Annotated in this window: 14 protein-coding genes; 6 read left to right on the top strand and 8 right to left on the bottom strand. The window is 68.3% G+C overall.

Annotation, left to right across the window (positions count from 1 at the left end; genetic code table 11):
- Window positions 1–247 precede the first annotated feature (247 nt).
- Window positions 248–1,741 carry an anthranilate synthase component I family protein gene (locus tag M9979_RS00360; RefSeq protein ID WP_254287340.1) on the bottom strand — a complete coding sequence of 498 codons (1,494 nt, stop codon included), beginning with the start codon at window positions 1,739–1,741 and terminating at the stop codon, window positions 248–250.
- 2 nt (window positions 1,742–1,743) lie between these two features.
- Window positions 1,744–3,684, bottom strand: a complete 1,941-nt coding sequence (locus M9979_RS00355; protein WP_254287339.1) for a peptidylprolyl isomerase — start codon at window positions 3,682–3,684, stop codon at window positions 1,744–1,746.
- 110 nt (window positions 3,685–3,794) lie between these two features.
- Here M9979_RS00355 and tpiA point away from each other — a divergent pair, with 110 nt between their 5' ends.
- Together tpiA and M9979_RS17185 are read left to right on the top strand one after the other, a co-directional pair.
- The gene (gene tpiA / locus M9979_RS00350) at window positions 3,795–4,541 is read left to right on the top strand and encodes a triose-phosphate isomerase (protein WP_254287338.1); all 747 of its coding nucleotides are present in this window, start codon (window positions 3,795–3,797) and stop codon (window positions 4,539–4,541) included.
- A gap of 157 nt (window positions 4,542–4,698) precedes the next feature.
- The gene (locus tag M9979_RS17185) at window positions 4,699–5,442 is read left to right on the top strand and encodes an energy transducer TonB (protein ID WP_277998320.1); all 744 of its coding nucleotides are present in this window, start codon (window positions 4,699–4,701) and stop codon (window positions 5,440–5,442) included.
- Between the two features lie 131 nt (window positions 5,443–5,573).
- Here the strand turns inward: M9979_RS17185 and M9979_RS00335 are convergent, their stop codons facing one another.
- The 3 genes from M9979_RS00335 to rimO all read right to left on the bottom strand — a co-directional run bounded on the left by M9979_RS00335 (window position 5,574) and on the right by rimO (window position 9,820).
- A complete protein-coding gene (locus tag M9979_RS00335) occupies window positions 5,574–6,938 on the bottom strand; it encodes a leucyl aminopeptidase family protein (RefSeq protein WP_254287335.1) in 1,365 nt (454 codons plus the stop codon).
- Window positions 6,938–8,329, bottom strand: a complete 1,392-nt coding sequence (locus M9979_RS00330; protein ID WP_254287334.1) for a serine hydrolase domain-containing protein — start codon at window positions 8,327–8,329, stop codon at window positions 6,938–6,940. Before M9979_RS00330 ends, M9979_RS00335 begins: the two co-directional genes overlap by 1 nt.
- A 165-nt stretch (window positions 8,330–8,494) precedes the next feature.
- Window positions 8,495–9,820 (bottom strand): 30S ribosomal protein S12 methylthiotransferase RimO, encoded by a 1,326-nt coding sequence (rimO, locus tag M9979_RS00325; RefSeq protein ID WP_254287333.1) that lies wholly within the window; start codon window positions 9,818–9,820, stop codon window positions 8,495–8,497.
- Between the two features lie 121 nt (window positions 9,821–9,941).
- Between rimO and M9979_RS00320 the strand changes: the two genes are divergently transcribed.
- A complete protein-coding gene (locus M9979_RS00320) occupies window positions 9,942–11,027 on the top strand; it encodes an anhydro-N-acetylmuramic acid kinase (protein WP_254287538.1) in 1,086 nt (361 codons plus the stop codon).
- Between the two features lie 3 nt (window positions 11,028–11,030).
- Here the strand turns inward: M9979_RS00320 and M9979_RS00315 are convergent, their stop codons facing one another.
- Window positions 11,031–11,291, bottom strand: a complete 261-nt coding sequence (locus M9979_RS00315; protein WP_254287332.1) for a hypothetical protein — start codon at window positions 11,289–11,291, stop codon at window positions 11,031–11,033.
- 351 nt (window positions 11,292–11,642) lie between these two features.
- Here M9979_RS00315 and M9979_RS00310 point away from each other — a divergent pair, with 351 nt between their 5' ends.
- A complete protein-coding gene (locus M9979_RS00310) occupies window positions 11,643–12,380 on the top strand; it encodes a class I SAM-dependent methyltransferase (protein WP_254287331.1) in 738 nt (245 codons plus the stop codon).
- Between the two features lie 60 nt (window positions 12,381–12,440).
- Here the strand turns inward: M9979_RS00310 and M9979_RS00305 are convergent, their stop codons facing one another.
- Window positions 12,441–12,860 (bottom strand): helix-turn-helix domain-containing protein, encoded by a 420-nt coding sequence (locus M9979_RS00305; protein WP_254287330.1) that lies wholly within the window; start codon window positions 12,858–12,860, stop codon window positions 12,441–12,443.
- 30 nt (window positions 12,861–12,890) lie between these two features.
- Between M9979_RS00305 and M9979_RS00300 the strand changes: the two genes are divergently transcribed.
- Together M9979_RS00300 and M9979_RS00295 are read left to right on the top strand one after the other, a co-directional pair.
- Window positions 12,891–13,763, top strand: a complete 873-nt coding sequence (locus M9979_RS00300) for a class I SAM-dependent methyltransferase (protein ID WP_254287329.1) — start codon at window positions 12,891–12,893, stop codon at window positions 13,761–13,763.
- Window positions 13,764–13,797: 34 nt separating this feature from the next.
- The gene (locus M9979_RS00295; protein WP_254287328.1) at window positions 13,798–14,343 is read left to right on the top strand and encodes a GFA family protein; all 546 of its coding nucleotides are present in this window, start codon (window positions 13,798–13,800) and stop codon (window positions 14,341–14,343) included.
- Between the two features lie 265 nt (window positions 14,344–14,608).
- Here the strand turns inward: M9979_RS00295 and M9979_RS00290 are convergent, their stop codons facing one another.
- On the bottom strand, window positions 14,609–15,565 hold the full coding sequence (locus M9979_RS00290; RefSeq protein WP_254287327.1) for an SDR family NAD(P)-dependent oxidoreductase: 957 nt from the start codon (window positions 15,563–15,565) through the stop codon (window positions 14,609–14,611).
- Window positions 15,566–15,579: the final 14 nt, after the last annotated feature.

Genomic DNA, 15,579 nt, shown 5'->3' with positions numbered 1-15,579 from the left:
CAGGGCCTGCCTCACCCCGACCGTTCGCCCTGAGCTTGTCGAAGGGCCTGAGTCTCACCTGTGCTTCGACAGGCTCAGCACGAACGGCGGAAAGATGGAGGCGAGGCTGCCGGCACAGTCCCCCGGTTCGTCATTGCGAGCTTAGCGAAGCAATCGAGAGCCGGACCAGGACGCCCTGGATTGCTTCGCTGCGCTCGCAATGACGGGGAGGGGTTGGTGCTTGTAGCGTCCAAGCCCTCCCGCCAGGCTACTGCCCGAAGCCTCCGTCCGACGCCCGTGCCACCGCATCGCGCGCCGCCGCCAGGATCGCGCCCGCCTTCGCCTCGCATTCGCGCTGTTCGTATTCCGGCACGCTGTCGGCGACGATGCCGGCGCCGGCCTGGGCGTGGATCGTGCCGTCCTTGACGATCGCGGTGCGCAGGACGATGCAGCTGTCCATCGATCCGTCCGGTGAGAAATAGCCGACGCCGCCAGCATAGGCACCGCGGCGTTCGGGCTCCAGTTCGGCGATGATCTGGCAGGCGCGGACCTTGGGCGCGCCGCTGACCGTGCCGGCCGGAAAGCCCGCGAACAGCGCGTCGATCGCATCCGCCGCGGGCGACAGGTCGCCGACGACGTTCGAGACGATGTGCATGACGTGGCTGTACAGCTCGATGCCGTAGCTCGCGGTCACGCGCACGCTGCCGGGCGCGGCGGCACGGCCGACGTCGTTGCGGCCGAGATCGAGCAGCATCAGATGCTCGGCGCGCTCCTTGGGATCGGCGAGCAGACTGGCCCGGTTCGTCTCGTCCTCCGCCGCCGTACGCCCACGCGGGCGGGTGCCGGCGATCGGGCGGATGGTGATCTGGCCGTCGCGGACGCGGACGAGGATCTCGGGGCTCGACCCGATCAGCGCGAAGCCGGGCAGATCGAGGTGGTAGAGGAAGGGCGAAGGATTGATGCGGCGCAGGCTGCGGTACAGCTCGAACGGCGGCAGCGCGAAGGGGGTCGAGAAACGCTGGGCGAGCACGACCTGAAAGATGTCGCCCGCCGCGATATAGTCCTGCGCGCGCGTCACCATCCGTGCGTAGCGTTCGGGCGGGATCGCCGGTGTGTAGGCGAGGCCGGCATCGTCGGTACGCACCGGCGCAGGCAGCGGCGTGTTGGCGAGGCGCGCGGCGGTGGCGTCGAGCCGGTCCTCCGCCTCTGCGACGAGTAGCGCCGGATCGCGTGCCGCATCGGGCCAGACGGGGGCGACGAGGTGCAGCGTGTCGGCGAGCCGGTCGAACACGCAGATCACCGTCGGCCGGACGAACAGCATGTCGGGCAGGCCGAGCGGATCGACGGCGGGCGCGTCGAGCCGTTCGACGAGGCCGATCGTCTCGTAACCGAAATAGCCGACGAGGCAGGCGAGCGCGCGCGGCAGATCTGCGGGCACGTCGGCGCGACATTCGGCGACGAGCGCACGCAGCGTCTGCAGCGTCGGGGTACCGGCGGGGACGAAGGCGTCGCGGTTCGTCGCCCAATGCCGGTTGACCTCCGCCCGGTTGCCATGTGCGCGGAAGACGAGGTCGGGCGCGAGGCCGATCAGGCTGTGGCGACCGCGGGTCGCACCGCCCTCGACCGATTCGAGCAGGAAGTCGCCGCGGCCCGGCTCGATCAGCTTGAGCGCCGCGGCGACCGGCGTTTCGGTGTCGGCGACCTGCCGCCGCCAGACGAACGCCGGCCGGCCCGCGGCGAGCGTATCGACCGCGTCGCTCACCCTCAGTTGCCGGTGCCGGTCAGGTCGGCGCGGACGCGGGCGAGCGCGGCGGCGTCGGTCTTGACGCCGACGGTGTTGCGCACCGCGCGCGCGAACTGCTCGGCATATTCGCGGCCGACGACCCGTGCGATGCTGCCGCGCGCGCCGGCGACGGCGGCGGGCGTGCCGGCGGCATTGCCGGGGACGATCGTGTCGAGCTTGACGATCAGCCAGCCGGCATTGTTCGGCGCCTCGAGCAATTTCGCGTTGCCCTTCGTCATCGAGAACATCAGCGCGAGCGCCGGCGGCACCTGGCCCTGCTGCTGCGCCAACTGCGCGCGGGTGGCGGCGGCGGGCTGGACCGGCGGCAGCGCGCGACCCGCGCCGGCGATTGCCGCGGGCAGGGGTGTGCCCTTGTTCACCTTGGCGAGGATATCGGTGGCGAGCTTGCGCGCAGCAGCGCGGGCGCGATCGGCGGTGACGTCGGCGGCGACCTGCGCGCGGACCTGCGCCAGCGGACGCGGCGCAGCGGCGACGACGCGGCCGATCGCGACGACCGCGAAGCCCCCGTCCTGGCCGACCGGCACCAGCTGTGCGGGATCGCCCTCGGTCATCTGGAAGGCCGCGGCGACGACGGGCGCGATTCCCGGATCGGTCTGCGCCGTCGGTGCGTCGGGATTGCCGCCATTGGCGAGCAGCGCCGGCGTGGTCTGGCCGCTCAGCTTCTGGTCGGCGACCGCCTCGTCGAAGGTCGCGTTCTTGGCGAGCGCGTCGTCGAGCTTGTCGTGGACGTCCGACAGCGCCTGTTGCAGCTTCTGCTTCGACAGTTCGGCGACCAGCTCGGGACGCGCCTGCTCCAGCGTCTTGCCGGCCACCTGTTCGATGCCGTCGACACGCGCGACGACCCAGCCGAGCGGGCCGCGGATCGGGCCGACCACGCCGCCGCGCTGCGCAGCGAAGGCGGCGTCGGCGATGGCCGCGCTGCTGGCGGCGGCATAAGCGGCCTTGGTCACGCTGGTCTGCACCGCGGGTTCGAGGCCGGCAGCGCGCGCGGCGTCGGCGAGCGGCGTGCCGCTTTTCACCTTGGCGGCAAGCGCGTTGGCACCGGCCTGATCCGCGACGACGACCTGCGCGATCGTGCGCTTCTCGGCGGCGGCGAAACGCGGCGCTTGTTGCCTGTAGGCCGCGGCGACCTCCGCCTCGGTCGGCACCGCGCGCGCCTTCACCTGTTCGGGCGAGACGAGCGCGTAGCGGACGATGCGGCGTTCGGGGATCGTGTAGCGCGCGATGTTGCGCTTGTAGAAGGCCTGCAGCTCGGCGTCGGTCGGTGCGGCGCCGGTATCGACCGCTTTGGCGGGGACGAACGCGATCTGGCCGGTGCGCTTCTCGAGCATCAGCGAGGCATAGGGCAGCGCGACCTTCATCGGCACCTGCGTCGCGCCCTGGTTGGGCAGCATCAGCTGCTGCGCGATGATGTCGCGCGCGATGTCGGTGCGGACTTGCGCGTCGGTCAGCTTCTGGTCGGCGAGCAGGCGTTGGTAATTGGCCGGATCGAACTGGCCGTTGGGGCCGCGCAGGCCCGGGATGCCGGCGATGACGCCGTCGATCGAGCGCTTGCTGACGACCATGCCCTGATCCTGCCCGAAGCGCTCCAAGGCAAGGCCATTGATCGTCCGGTCGAGCGTCGATTGCAGGCCGCCCTGTTCGAGCAGCTGTTCCATCGTCGCGGTCGGGTTCTGCTGGCGCACGCCCTGCAGCTCGGTCTGGACGCGGCTGCGCAGCTCGGCGGCGGCCACCTTGGTGCCGCCGACGGTCGCGACCGCGTCGCCCGACAGGCGCGTCGAATTGCCGCCGAGGCCGGTGATGTCGCCCGCCGCGAAGGCCAGCGCGATGACGCCGAGCACGATGAAGGTGACGACGATGCCGGCCTTGGAATTGATGATCCGGCGGAAGAAGCTGAGCATGGAGAGGTCGATCGTCCCTTGGCAGATGCCGCACGCTTTAGGGGGGAGGCGGCTTGCCATCAAGCATGGGGGGAGGCATTGCGTGTTTAACGTGTAAAACAGGAGGTCGGATGACGCGGCGCAAGCTCGTGGCGGGCAATTGGAAGATGAACGGTTCGCGGGCCACGCTCGCCGAACTGGACGCCATCGCGGCGGCCGCGGCGGCGGCACCGGGGGTGGACGTCGCCGTCGCGGTGCCGTTCACGCTGATCGCACCGGCGGCCGAGCGTGCGCCCGGTCTGGCGATCGGCGCGGAGGACGTGCACGAGGCGGCGAGCGGCGCACACACCGGCTGCGTCTCGGCGGCGATGGTCGCGGAGGCCGGCGCGCGCTTCACCATCGTCGGCCATAGCGAGCGGCGGATGGATCAGGGCGAGACCAGCCACGATGCCTGGGCCAAGGCGGCGGCGGCGCATCGTCAGGGGCTGCACGTCATCTCCTGCTGCGGCGAGACCGAGGCGGAGCGCGACGCCGATCGCGCCGAGCGCGTGGTGCAGGCGCAGATCGAGAAATCGGTGCCGGACAATGCCGACGGCAGCTGGTTCACGCTCGCCTACGAACCGCGCTGGGCGATCGGCACGGGGCGCACGCCGACACTGGAGCAGATCGCAGCGATCCATGCGATCGCGCGCGCGAAGCTCAGGATGCTGATCGGCGATGCCGCCGATGGCGTGCGTATCCTGTATGGTGGGTCGGTGACCGGCGAGAATGCCGCGACGATCCTGGCCTGCGACAACGTCGACGGCGCGCTGGTCGGCGGCGCCAGCCTGACCGCAGCGAAGTTCGTGCCGATCGTCGAGGCGGCGGCGGGACTGTAGGAGCCACACCCTTCCTCCGTTCGCCCTGAGCTTGTCGAAGGGCTGGGGCTCGCACGCACCGTCGTCGCAGGTGGAGCGCTGTGCTTCGACAAGCTCGGCACGAACGGGGCGGCGGCGGTCAGCGTTGCGAAAGGCAGCCTGCGGTATCATCTTTCCGATGATGACTTACGGCCCCTCACCGCACGAACGGCTCGGCGCCGCGGTGCTGACCGCGGTAATCGTGGCGGCGCTCGGCTATGCGCTGCTGCTCGGGCTGGCGTTCCGCGGGGCGCCCGACCTGCCGCAGCAGGTGCTGGCGACGTTCGACGTGACGCCCGATCCGCCGCCGCCCGAACGGATCGTGCCGCCGCCCACGAAGATCAACCGTGCGAGCGGCAAGGCATCGCCGCCCAACCTCCGCTCCAAGGCGACCGAGGTCACCGCGCCGGTGCCGATCGTCCAGGTCGTGCCGCCGCCGCCGATGGTGGTCGCACCGCTGCCCTACATCGGCGTGCAGGCGAGCTCCGGCGCGTCCGATCGGGCGGGCCCGGGGACGGGCGCGGGCGGGATCGGCGACGGCCATGGTGCAGGCGGGGACGGCGATGGCGACGGCAGCGGCCTTGAGCGCGTGCCGCGGCTGGTCAGCGGGCGGATCAAGGGATCGGACATTCCCGAGTTCGTGCTCGACACCGGCTTTCGCGGCGTCGTCGGCGTGCGCTACCGCGTCGAGACCAACGGCCGCGTCACAGGCTGCACGATCGCGCGGTCGAGCGGCAGTGCGCTGATGGACCAGGCGACGTGCCGGGCGATCGAAAAGCGCTTCCGTTACGATCCGTGGCGCGATGCCGCCGGCAAACCGGTGCGATCGACCGTGCTGCGCGACCAGCAATGGGACATCGATCCGCCGGCGGTGGATCGATAGGGTTTCCCCAACCCCCTCGTCACCCCGGACTTGTTCCGGGGTCCACCGTTCCGCAAGCGCGCGGAAAGACTCGCGAGCCACTCGCCTCGCCGCGGAGTGGACCCCGGAACAGTCCGGGGTGACGAGGGATCTTATCGACCGTAGCGCTGCTTCAGCACCACGAAGCAGGCACGCAGAGCGTAGGCGTCGCCGCCTTTCGGTCGCCCCGGCTTGCCCGCCGGCCGCCACGCGAAGACGTCCATATGCGCCCAGGCGACACCGGCCGGCACGAACCGGCGCAGGAACAGCGCGGCGGTGATCGCACCCGCGAAGCCGCCGTCGGGCGCGTTGACCATGTCGGCGATGTCCGATTTCAGCATCTCGTCATAGCCGTCCCACAACGGCAGCCGCCACAACGGGTCGTCGAGCGCGATCCCGGCCGCGAGCAATTCGTCCGCCAGCGCGTCGTCGTCAGTGAACAGCGGCGGCAGATCGGGGCCGAGCGCCACCCGCGCCGCGCCGGTGAGCGTCGCGAAATCGAGGATCAGTTCGGGCTTGCCCTCGCCCGCCTTGGTCAGCGCGTCGCCGAGGATCAGCCGCCCCTCGGCATCGGTGTTGGTGTTCTCCACCGTCAGCCCCGCGCGGCTGCGCAGCACGTCGCCGGGGCGGAAGGCGTTGCCGGCGATGGCGTTCTCGACCGCCGGGATCAGCAGGTGGAGCCGCACCGGCAGGCGCGCGGCCATCACCAGCCCGGCGAGCGCCAGCGCGTGCGCGGCGCCGCCCATGTCCTTCTTCATCAGCCGCATGCCGGCGGACGGCTTGATGTCGAGCCCGCCGGTGTCGAACACCACGCCCTTGCCGACCAGTGCGATGCGCGGATGCGCTGGGTCGCCCCATTCGAGTTCGATCAGCCGGGGGCAGCGTTCCTTGACCGCCGCCTGCCCGACCGCGTGGATCATCGGATAGCCGGTCGCGAGCGCATCGCCGCGCGTGACGCTGAGCATCCCGCCATGTTCGCTGGCGAGCCGCGCGACCGCATCCTCCAGCTCGGCGGGGCCGAGGTCGCCCGCGCCGGTGTTGACGAGGTCGCGGACCAGCCGCGTCGCCGCGGCGATGCGCAGCGTCTCCTCGATCCCTGCGGCGTCGGCGGTCAGCAGGATGCGCGGACCGGCATCCTCCGCCTTGCGATAGCGGTCGAAGCGATATTGGCCGAGCAGCCAGCCGAGCGCCGCGTCGCCGATCGGCGCGGCGACGCGATAGGTGCCCGCGGGCAGCGCCTCGACGAGCCTGGCGAGCGTCCACGGACCGGCCGCCTTCGCCACGACGATCGCGCGCACGTCCTCGTTATCGGCGTAGATCGCATGGGCACCAGTCTTGCCGGTAAAGCGCTGCGCGGCGAGCGCGATGCGCACCCGCGGCGGCTGCTGGCCGAGCCAGACATCATAACCGTCGGGCGCGACCCAGTCGATGGTCCGCGCGGGCTGGCCGCGGTCGGGCTGGAGCAATGTGTCGGGCATCAGTTGGCCGGGGACACGAGGAACTGTTCGTAGCGTTCGGCGCCGTCCGGCTCGGCGAAGGTGCCGATCGACAGCTTCCGCTTGGGATAGGTGACGGTGTAGCGCCGCTGCACGAAGCCGCCGCGCAGCCGCTTCGGGCTCGCCAACTCGAACCCGGTCGGCTCGCCCAGCGGCGACAGGCTGGTGCGGTAATCGGCGAGCACCTGCGGCGTGAAATAATAGGAGGCGTTGGCGGTCAGCAGCCGACGATCGAGCGTGCCGCCCCGCAGCGAATCGAACAACGCGCGTGCCGCTTTGGTCTTCGCCGCCTCGGCCGCATCGGCATTGCCGGGGACGACGATTTTGGCGAGCCCCTGCGCGATCGTGACGAAGGCGTCGCCGAAATCGGCGTTGGTCAGCACGACGATCGCCGCCTTCTGGTCGGGAAAGACGATGTTTTCGGACAGGAAGCCGACCGCCTCGCCGCTATGCTCCACGTACGGCTGGCCACCGCGCTTGCCGAGGCTGACGCCGAGGCCGTAATTGGTCGTGCTGCCGTCGGCGAGCAGCACCGGCTTTTCCTGCGCCGCCCAGTCGTCGGCGGGCAGCAGGCTGCGGTTCAATCGCGCGACGTCCCATTTGGCAAGGTCGCCTGCGCTCATCGACAATTCGCCCGCGGCGAACAGCCAGCCATCGGCGGGCGGCGGCGCCACCCGGACGGGCCCGAGTGCGTTGCGGTGATAGCCGACCGGGAAGCCGCCACCGATCGCCTTGTCCTGATCGATCGCGGTCATGCCGAGCGGCGCGAAGACGCGGCGTTGCAGTAACGCCAGCAATGGTTCGCCCGCCGCCTTCTCCGCGATCAGCCCGGCGACGACATAGCCGGTATTCGAATATTGCCACTGGGTACCCGGCGCGAAGTCGAGCGGCTTCTTCGCCCAGCGATCGACGATCGCCTGCGGCGTCGTTGGTTTCTCCATCGCGGCGAAGCTGTAATCCTGCGGCCAGTAATCCTGCAGGCCCGAGGTGTGGCTGAGCAGCTGGCGGATGGTGATCTTGTCGCCGCCGCTGATGCTCGGCAGCCACTTGGCGACGGTATCGTCCATCGACAGCTTGCCGTCGTCCTCGAGCAGCAACAGCGCGGCGGCGGTGAACTGCTTGGAGATCGACGCGATCTGATAGGGCGCATCGGTGCGCGCGGGCGCGGTGTCCGATTGCTTGCCGTACGCCTTGGTCAGCACGATCCGGCCCCCGCGCACGATCGCGACCTGCGCCGATGGCGTGCCGGTGGCCGCGAGGCCATCGGCGACGACCTTGTCGATCGCGGTCAGTTCGGCGGGAGTGAGCGCCTGTGCGGCGACGGCGGCGGGGGTGATGGCGAGCGCCAGCGCGGCGATGGTCTTGAACGGCATGCGGCGCAGGCTGCCACATCGGCTCGTCGTAACGATAGTGAAATCTTCACGCTTGGGTCATTCCCGATCGGGCTGATGCGCCAATCGCGGAGGACTTCACTCAGGTGCTTGATTGGTACCCGCTTTATTGCCGTGTGAAAGGATGCGCGAAGACAGGCGGAGCAATCAAACCGGCACGCCGTACAGATCGTGCTCGTCGGCATCCTCGATGGCGACGGGAACGATGTCGCCGACCGAGAGGTGCGCGGCGTCGCGCAGGAAGACTTGGCCGTCGATCTCGGGGGCGTCGGCCTGGCTGCGGCCGGTGGCGCCCTCGTCGCCGACCTCGTCGATGATGACGGGGAGGGTGCGGCCGATCTTGGCGGCGAGCTTGGCGGCGCTGATCGCCGCGGTCTTGGCCATGATCCGCTGGTAGCGCTCTTCCTTGAGCTCCTCCGGTACGTGATCGGGAAGAAGGTTCGCCGCGGCGCCCTCGACGGGTTCGAACCGAAACGCGCCGACACGGTCGAGCTGCGCCTCATCAAGCCAGTCGAGCAGATACTCGAAATCCGCCTCGGTCTCGCCGGGGAAGCCGACGACGAAGGTCGAGCGGATCGCGATATCCGGGCAGATGTCGCGCCACTGATGGATGCGTTGCAGCACCTTGGCGTCGTTGCCGGGGCGTTTCATCCGCTTGAGTACCGACGGCGCGGCATGCTGGAACGGGATGTCGAGATAGGGGAGCACCAGCCCCTCCGCCATCAGCGGGATGACCTGATCGACGTGCGGATAGGGGTAGACGTAGTGGAGCCGCACCCACGGTGCGATCTTGCCGAGCTCGCGGGCGAGATCGGTCATGTGCGGCACGACCTCCTGCCCCTTCCACATCCGAGGTTCCTTGCGGATGTCGATGCCGTAGGCAGAGGTGTCCTGGCTGATGACCAGCAATTCCTTCGTCCCCGCGGCGACCAGCTTTTCCGCCTCGCGCAGGATCGCGTCGGGGCGGCGGCTGACGAGGTCGCCGCGCAGCGAGGGGATGATGCAGAAGGAGCAGCGGTGGTTGCAGCCCTCCGAAATCTTGAGATAGCTGTAATGGCGTGGCGTCAGCTTGAGCCCGGCGTCGGGGATCAGGTCGATGTACGGCGACAGATTGGCGGGCGCCGCCTCGTGCACCGCCTCGACGACCTGTTCGTACTGATGCGCGCCGGTGACCGCGAGCACCTGCGGGAAGCGGGCGCGGATGACCTCGGCCTCCTTGCCCATGCAGCCGGTGACGATGACGCGGCCGTTCTCCGCGATCGCCTCGCCGATCGCCTCGAGGCTCTCTTCCTTGGCGGAATCGAGGAAGCCGCAGGTATTGACCAGCACGACGTCGGCGCCGGCATAATCGGCGGACATCTGATAGCCGTCGGCGCGCAGCTGCGTGAGGATGCGTTCGCTGTCGACCAGATTCTTGGGACAGCCGAGCGACACCATGCCGACGCGCGGCGGGGAGGGGAGACGAGTTGCCATGAGAGACGCGCACATAGGCGTTTCGGCGCGCTTTTGCCAGATGGTGCCGCGGGCGGTGCGGTTCGTCGCTCGACAGCGGCGGGTGCAGGCGGCACAGCGGCGACAGGGGAGTGATGCACCGATGCTGGCAATAGGGTTGATGTCCGGAACGTCGCTCGACGGAATCGATGCGGCGCTGATCGAGACCGATGGCGAGGGCGCGGTGCGGGCGCTTGCGTTCCGCGGCGAGCCCTATTCGGATGCGGCGCGTGCGCAACTGGCGGCGGCGACCGCGCTGGCGCTCACCTTCGACCGGCCGCGCGCCAGCCCCGATCTGGTCGCGGCGGGCGAGCTGATCGACCGGACGCACGCCTTCGCGGTTCACAAGTTGTTGCGCGAGGCCGGCATCGCCGCGGCGGACGTCGGCGTGATCGGCTATCACGGCCAGACCGTCGCGCACCGCCCCGACCGCGGCTGGACATGGCAGATCGGCGACGGCGCGGTGCTGGCGCGCGCGACCGGCATCGCGGTGGTCAGCGACCTGCGCAGCGCCGACGTCGCGGCGGGCGGGCAGGGTGCGCCGCTGCTGCCGGTCTATCATGCCGCGCTGACCGCGACGCTGGACATGCCGGTCGCGGTGCTCAACCTGGGCGGAATCGGCAACATCACCTATGTCGGCGAAGACGGCGCGCTGATCGCCTTCGACACCGGCCCTGCCAATGGCCTGATCGACAGCTGGGTCGAGGCGGAGACCGGCGCACGCTACGACGACGGCGGTGCGCTCGCCGCGGCGGGGCGGATCGACGAGACGGTGCTGACCGCGATGCTCGACCATCCCTATTTCGCGGCGCCGCCGCCCAAGAGCCTCGACCGGAACGATTTCACCATCCAGCCGGCGCGCGGCCTCGCCGCGGCAGACGGCGCGGCGACGCTGACCGCCTTCACCGCGGCGAGCGTCGCCGAGGCGATCGACCGGCTGCCGGCGCGGCCGAAGCGGCTGATCGTCGCTGGCGGCGGCCGCCACAATCCGACGCTATTGCGCATGATCGCCGAACGCACCGGGTTGGTGCCCGAACCGAGCGACGCGTTGGGCTGGAACGGCGATGCGATGGAGGCGGAAGGCTTCGCCTATATGGCGGTGCGGACGCTCAACGGCCTGCCGATCAGCTTCCCCGGCACGACCGGCGTGCCCGCGCCGCTGCCGGGCGGGATCGTCAGCCGCCCCTGACCGTCATCGCGCGCGGACGCTGACCGGTATGGGACAACCGTCGATCTCGCGCACCACGGTATAGATCGGCTTGGCCGGCGGCATCTCGCCGAGCTTGCGCACGCCCGGCGGCGGCGCGTCGCCGACCCGCCGGGCGCCCGGCCGCTCGCAATGCGCCTTGGCCGGCGCTTTGCCGATCACGGGCATGTTCGATCGCGGGACGGCGGGGCTCTGCTCCGTGACGACCGCAGGCAGCAGCATGGCGAGCAACGGCAGATAACGCATGACGGGTCTCTCGAAGCGCCGATATCATGCCATCATGGGCCGTGTACGGCAACGCCGTGCGAGCGATCCGGAAGCGATGATGGAAAAAGGTGGTGGACGCACTTGGGCTCGAGCTGATCTTTAGCGCCGTGTCGGTCAGGCCGGGTGTAAACGCCCACGATAAATGGCAGCATCCTGATCGCGTTATGTGTCGCGACCCGCTCGCTCACGGATTTTCCCTGATGTCCGCGCACCGCAAGCATATCGGAGCGGTGGACTCCGGCAAGATTTCATATTTGGCGAAGGCACGCTCGACGCTCTGGCGCTCGCCGATGTATCAGGCAGGCGCTTGCTATGGGCGGGGAGGAAGACATGAGCGGTGACGTCCAGCGTCATTATGATGATCTGCTCGCCGCGCATTATTCATGGATGAATGCACTGTCGTTCGATGAGAAGGTCGCCGAGCAACGCGCGTTTCTCCTTGAACTGGGTGTCGAGGTAAGATCCTCCGCCGTCGATCTTGGCTGCGGACCGGGTTATCAGACGATCGCCCTCGATGCGATGGGCTTCAGGACGATCCTGGCGATCGACACGAGCCGCAACCTCCTCGATGAGTTGGAAGGACATCGGGGCAGTCGTCGTTCCATCCGGACCGAACTGGCGGATATGCGCCGCTTCCCGAAATTGGTGGAAGACGCCAGTGTCGATACGATCATCTGCATGGGCGATACGCTGACGCATCTCGACGACAGGCGCGATGTCTCGACGCTGTTTCGCGACGCCCATGCCTGCCTGCGCTCGGGAGGACAACTGGCGCTGACGTTCCGCGATCTTTCGATGGAGTTGACCGGGCTTGACCGATTCCTGCCGGTGCGGGCCGATGACGGGCGCATCATGATCTGTGCGCTCGATTATGAGGAAGAACGGGTCGTGGTCAACGACCTGATCCATATCCGCTCCGGGGACGGATGGACGCTTCACAAGAGCAGCTACCGCAAGCTGCGCTTGAAGCCGTCCGGGCTCGTTGCGGAACTGGAAGGCCTGGGATTTGCTATCGAGCAGGACAGGCCGTCGGGCAGGATGCACGCGATCGTTGCGAGGAAGGCCTAGCTTTCCCGGCCTGGCCCTTCGTCATTCACTTTATGATACATCTCCACCTCGCGGCCGCCGCTATCTTACTCGCCGCCCGGTCTTGCGCGCACGCTCCGCCGCGACGGCCATGAGGCGTCGGAAGGTCGGGCATTGCGCATGACTGGGCGCTTCGCACGCTGCCGCGTGACGTAACCCGTTGCGCAATGCGCGGAGCCGGCGGATCGTCCGGTCGATCTCATCGGCCTTCATCAGCAGTTGCGCCCGGTCGATCTCGGGCCCGCCATCGCGACGCAGCATGCCGCCGATCTCTTCCAGCGAGAAACCCGCCGATCGCCCCAATGCGATCAGCGACAGTCGTTCGAACACGTCGACGTCGAACGTGCGGCGCAGCCCGCGACGACCGATTGATTCGATCAGCCCCTTTTCCTCGTAGAAACGCAGCGTGGAGGCCGGCACGCCGCTGCGCCGGCCGACTTCGGCGATATCGAACAATGCCATCTTGACCTCAAGTTGACTTGAAGTGGCAGAATGACCCGAATCAGGAGTGGTCACAAGGAGGACATGATGGACCGTCGGCAGCCCGACCCGGCAGGCTGGACCACAGGGCGCGGCAACGCGTGGGTCGCGTTACAGCCGATGCTCGACGGGCTGTTCCTGCCGTTCGAACGGATATTGGCGGATATGATGTTGGCGCAAGGCGTGCAGGACGTGCTCGATATCGGGTGCGGCGCGGGCGCGACGAGCCTGGCCATTGCGGAAGTGCTGCGCCCATCGGGGACATGCACCGGCATCGACATTTCCGAAGCTTTGGTAAAGGTAGCGCGTGACCGGGCCATCGCCACCGGGCTGGGCAATGCGCGCTTCCTGTGTGCCGACGCGCAGCGCCACGATTTCGATCCCGAAGCCTATGACGCGATCGTCTCGCGCTTCGGCGTGATGTTCTTCGACGATCCCGTTGCGGCGTTCGCCAATATCCGCCGCGCACTCCGTCCCGCCGGCACGCTGGCCTGTATCGTGTGGCGCAGCCCCGGCGACAACAGGTTCATGGCGACGGCGGAACGCGCCGCGGCTGCGATACTGGGACCGCAGCCCGCATCCGACCCGCATGCGCCCGGCCAGTTCGCCTTCGCCGATGACGGTCGGGTGCATGGCATCCTCACCGATGCGGGTTGGGATACCATCGATATCCGCCCCATCGCCGTGCCCTGCGAACTGAGCGCGAAGGAGCTGCCTGTCTACGCGCGACGCATGGGCCGCATCGGGACCATCCTGCCCCGTCTGGACGACGCGGAACGGATCAGGCTCGAAACGGCGCTGGACGAGGCATTTGCGCCCTTCGTCGTTGGTGAAGTCGCGCGGTTCGGTGCCGCCTGCTGGATGGTACGGGCACGCAAGCCATGACGAAGCGCCGTTCCCGGACGGGCTTCCGGGATGCATGGTGTTTGGCGATCGTAGCGGACAGGATGCCGCGCCGGGTGGTGACATCCACCCGGCGATCGGAAAACCGCGACCATATCACCGGACCAGGTTCGTCATGGGCAGTAGCGAAAGGCGCATGTGCGCGGCGTCCACGAACCAGTCCAACATTTCCGGCTCCTGTCTTTGCGGAACAGTATGCTTCGAGATCAACGGATCCTTCGACAGCTTCTTCCTCTGCCGTTGCTCTCGATGCCGAAAGGGAAGCGGCACGGCCCATGGCGCCAATCTCTTCGCGTCTGGCGCAACACTTCATTGGCTAGCGGGCGAGGCTGAAGTCAAAATCTTCAAGCTGCCCGGCACCCGGCATCAGCGGAGCTTTTGTATGGAGTGCGGGTCGGCGCTTCCGGATGTTCAGATGGACGGTGCCATGCTTCAGGTTCCCGCCGGCTGCCTCGATGGTCCCATCTGGATACGACCGACGGCACATATCTGTTGCGCCAGCCGTGCAGATTGGGATGTCGCTCTGGACGAGATTATCATGATGAACGGCCCGCCCGGCTGATCGACGCAGAGACTTGGATATCGACAGCGATCGGGCAGCGGTATGGTCAGAAGCAGTCAGGGCGCTGTCGAGACGGTGTTTGCGGTGGAAGGCGGGGCCGTCTTCGGATGAACTCAAGGAGATCGCTGGGCTCGTCGGTCATGATGATGCTTACGCCTGTTCCACCAGCCAGTGCCACTGGGTGTGCCGCTGATCTGGTGGGAGCTTGTCCGTTCCGATAAATTTTCCACGAAGATGGCGTGGCTGTTCGTCCCAACATTGATGTCTATCCAGCCGTTGCGATTTGTGTCGTCTCGGCCGACAGTTCCCACAGCCGTTCGGCTTCTTCCGGGTCGGTGGCATAGGCTTTGACGCCGACGAACGGTTCGTCCGCCGTTTCCGCGCGGATGGCGATGTCGCAGTCCTCGCAGTAGAGTCCGCCGAGGCCGTCGAGCCGGGGCGATGTCGCGGCCCAGACCTGTGTCGCCGCCCCTTGCGCGGGCGTCTTGAAGGTCGGATCGGCCGGGTTGCCGCTTGCGTCGAGCCAGCCCTCGGCGGTCATCTCGCTCCGGGTCAGATGGCGCTGGAGCGGCGTGAAGATCTTGCCGGGATGAAGCGAGAAGGCGCGGATGCCATGATCGCGGCCGATCCGGTCGAGGTGAACCGCGAACAGCGCGTTCGCCGTCTTCGACTGCCCATAGGCCAGCCATTTGTCATAGCCGTGCTCGAACCGCACGTCGTCCCAGCGGATCGGCGAAGCGTGATGTCCGGCGGAGGAGACCGATACGACGCGCGCGCCGCCGTCGAGCAACGGCCAGAGCCGGTTCGTCAGTACGAAGTGACCGAGATGGTTGGTGGCGAATTGCGCTTCCCATCCCGGCCCGACCCGGGTCTCCGGGCAGGCCATGATGCCGGCATTGTTGATGAGCATGTCGATATGACGCCCGGACCCCAGAAGCCGCCTGGCGAACAGATCGACGCTGGCGAGGTCTCCAAGGTCGAGCGCATCCACGCTCACGCCGGGAATGTCGCGCGTCGCCGTCCGCGCCGCTACCGGGGTCCGCGCGCCCACGAGCACGTGCGCTCCGGCGGCCGCCAGCGCCTTGGTGGTTTCCAACCCGAGACCGGAATGCCCGCCGGTGACGATGGCGTACTTGCCGGTCAGGTCGATGCCCGCGAGCACCTCCGAGGCCGTCGTGCGAGGGCCGAAGCCGGAACCCAATGGTTGTTGATGATCGGTCATGATGCTTCTTCCGA

The sequence above is a fragment of the Sphingomonas liriopis genome (assembly GCF_024211255.1).
In the GTDB taxonomy this organism is placed as follows: domain Bacteria; phylum Pseudomonadota; class Alphaproteobacteria; order Sphingomonadales; family Sphingomonadaceae; genus Sphingomonas; species Sphingomonas liriopis.
This window is presented reverse-complemented; position numbering and strand designations above follow the sequence as displayed.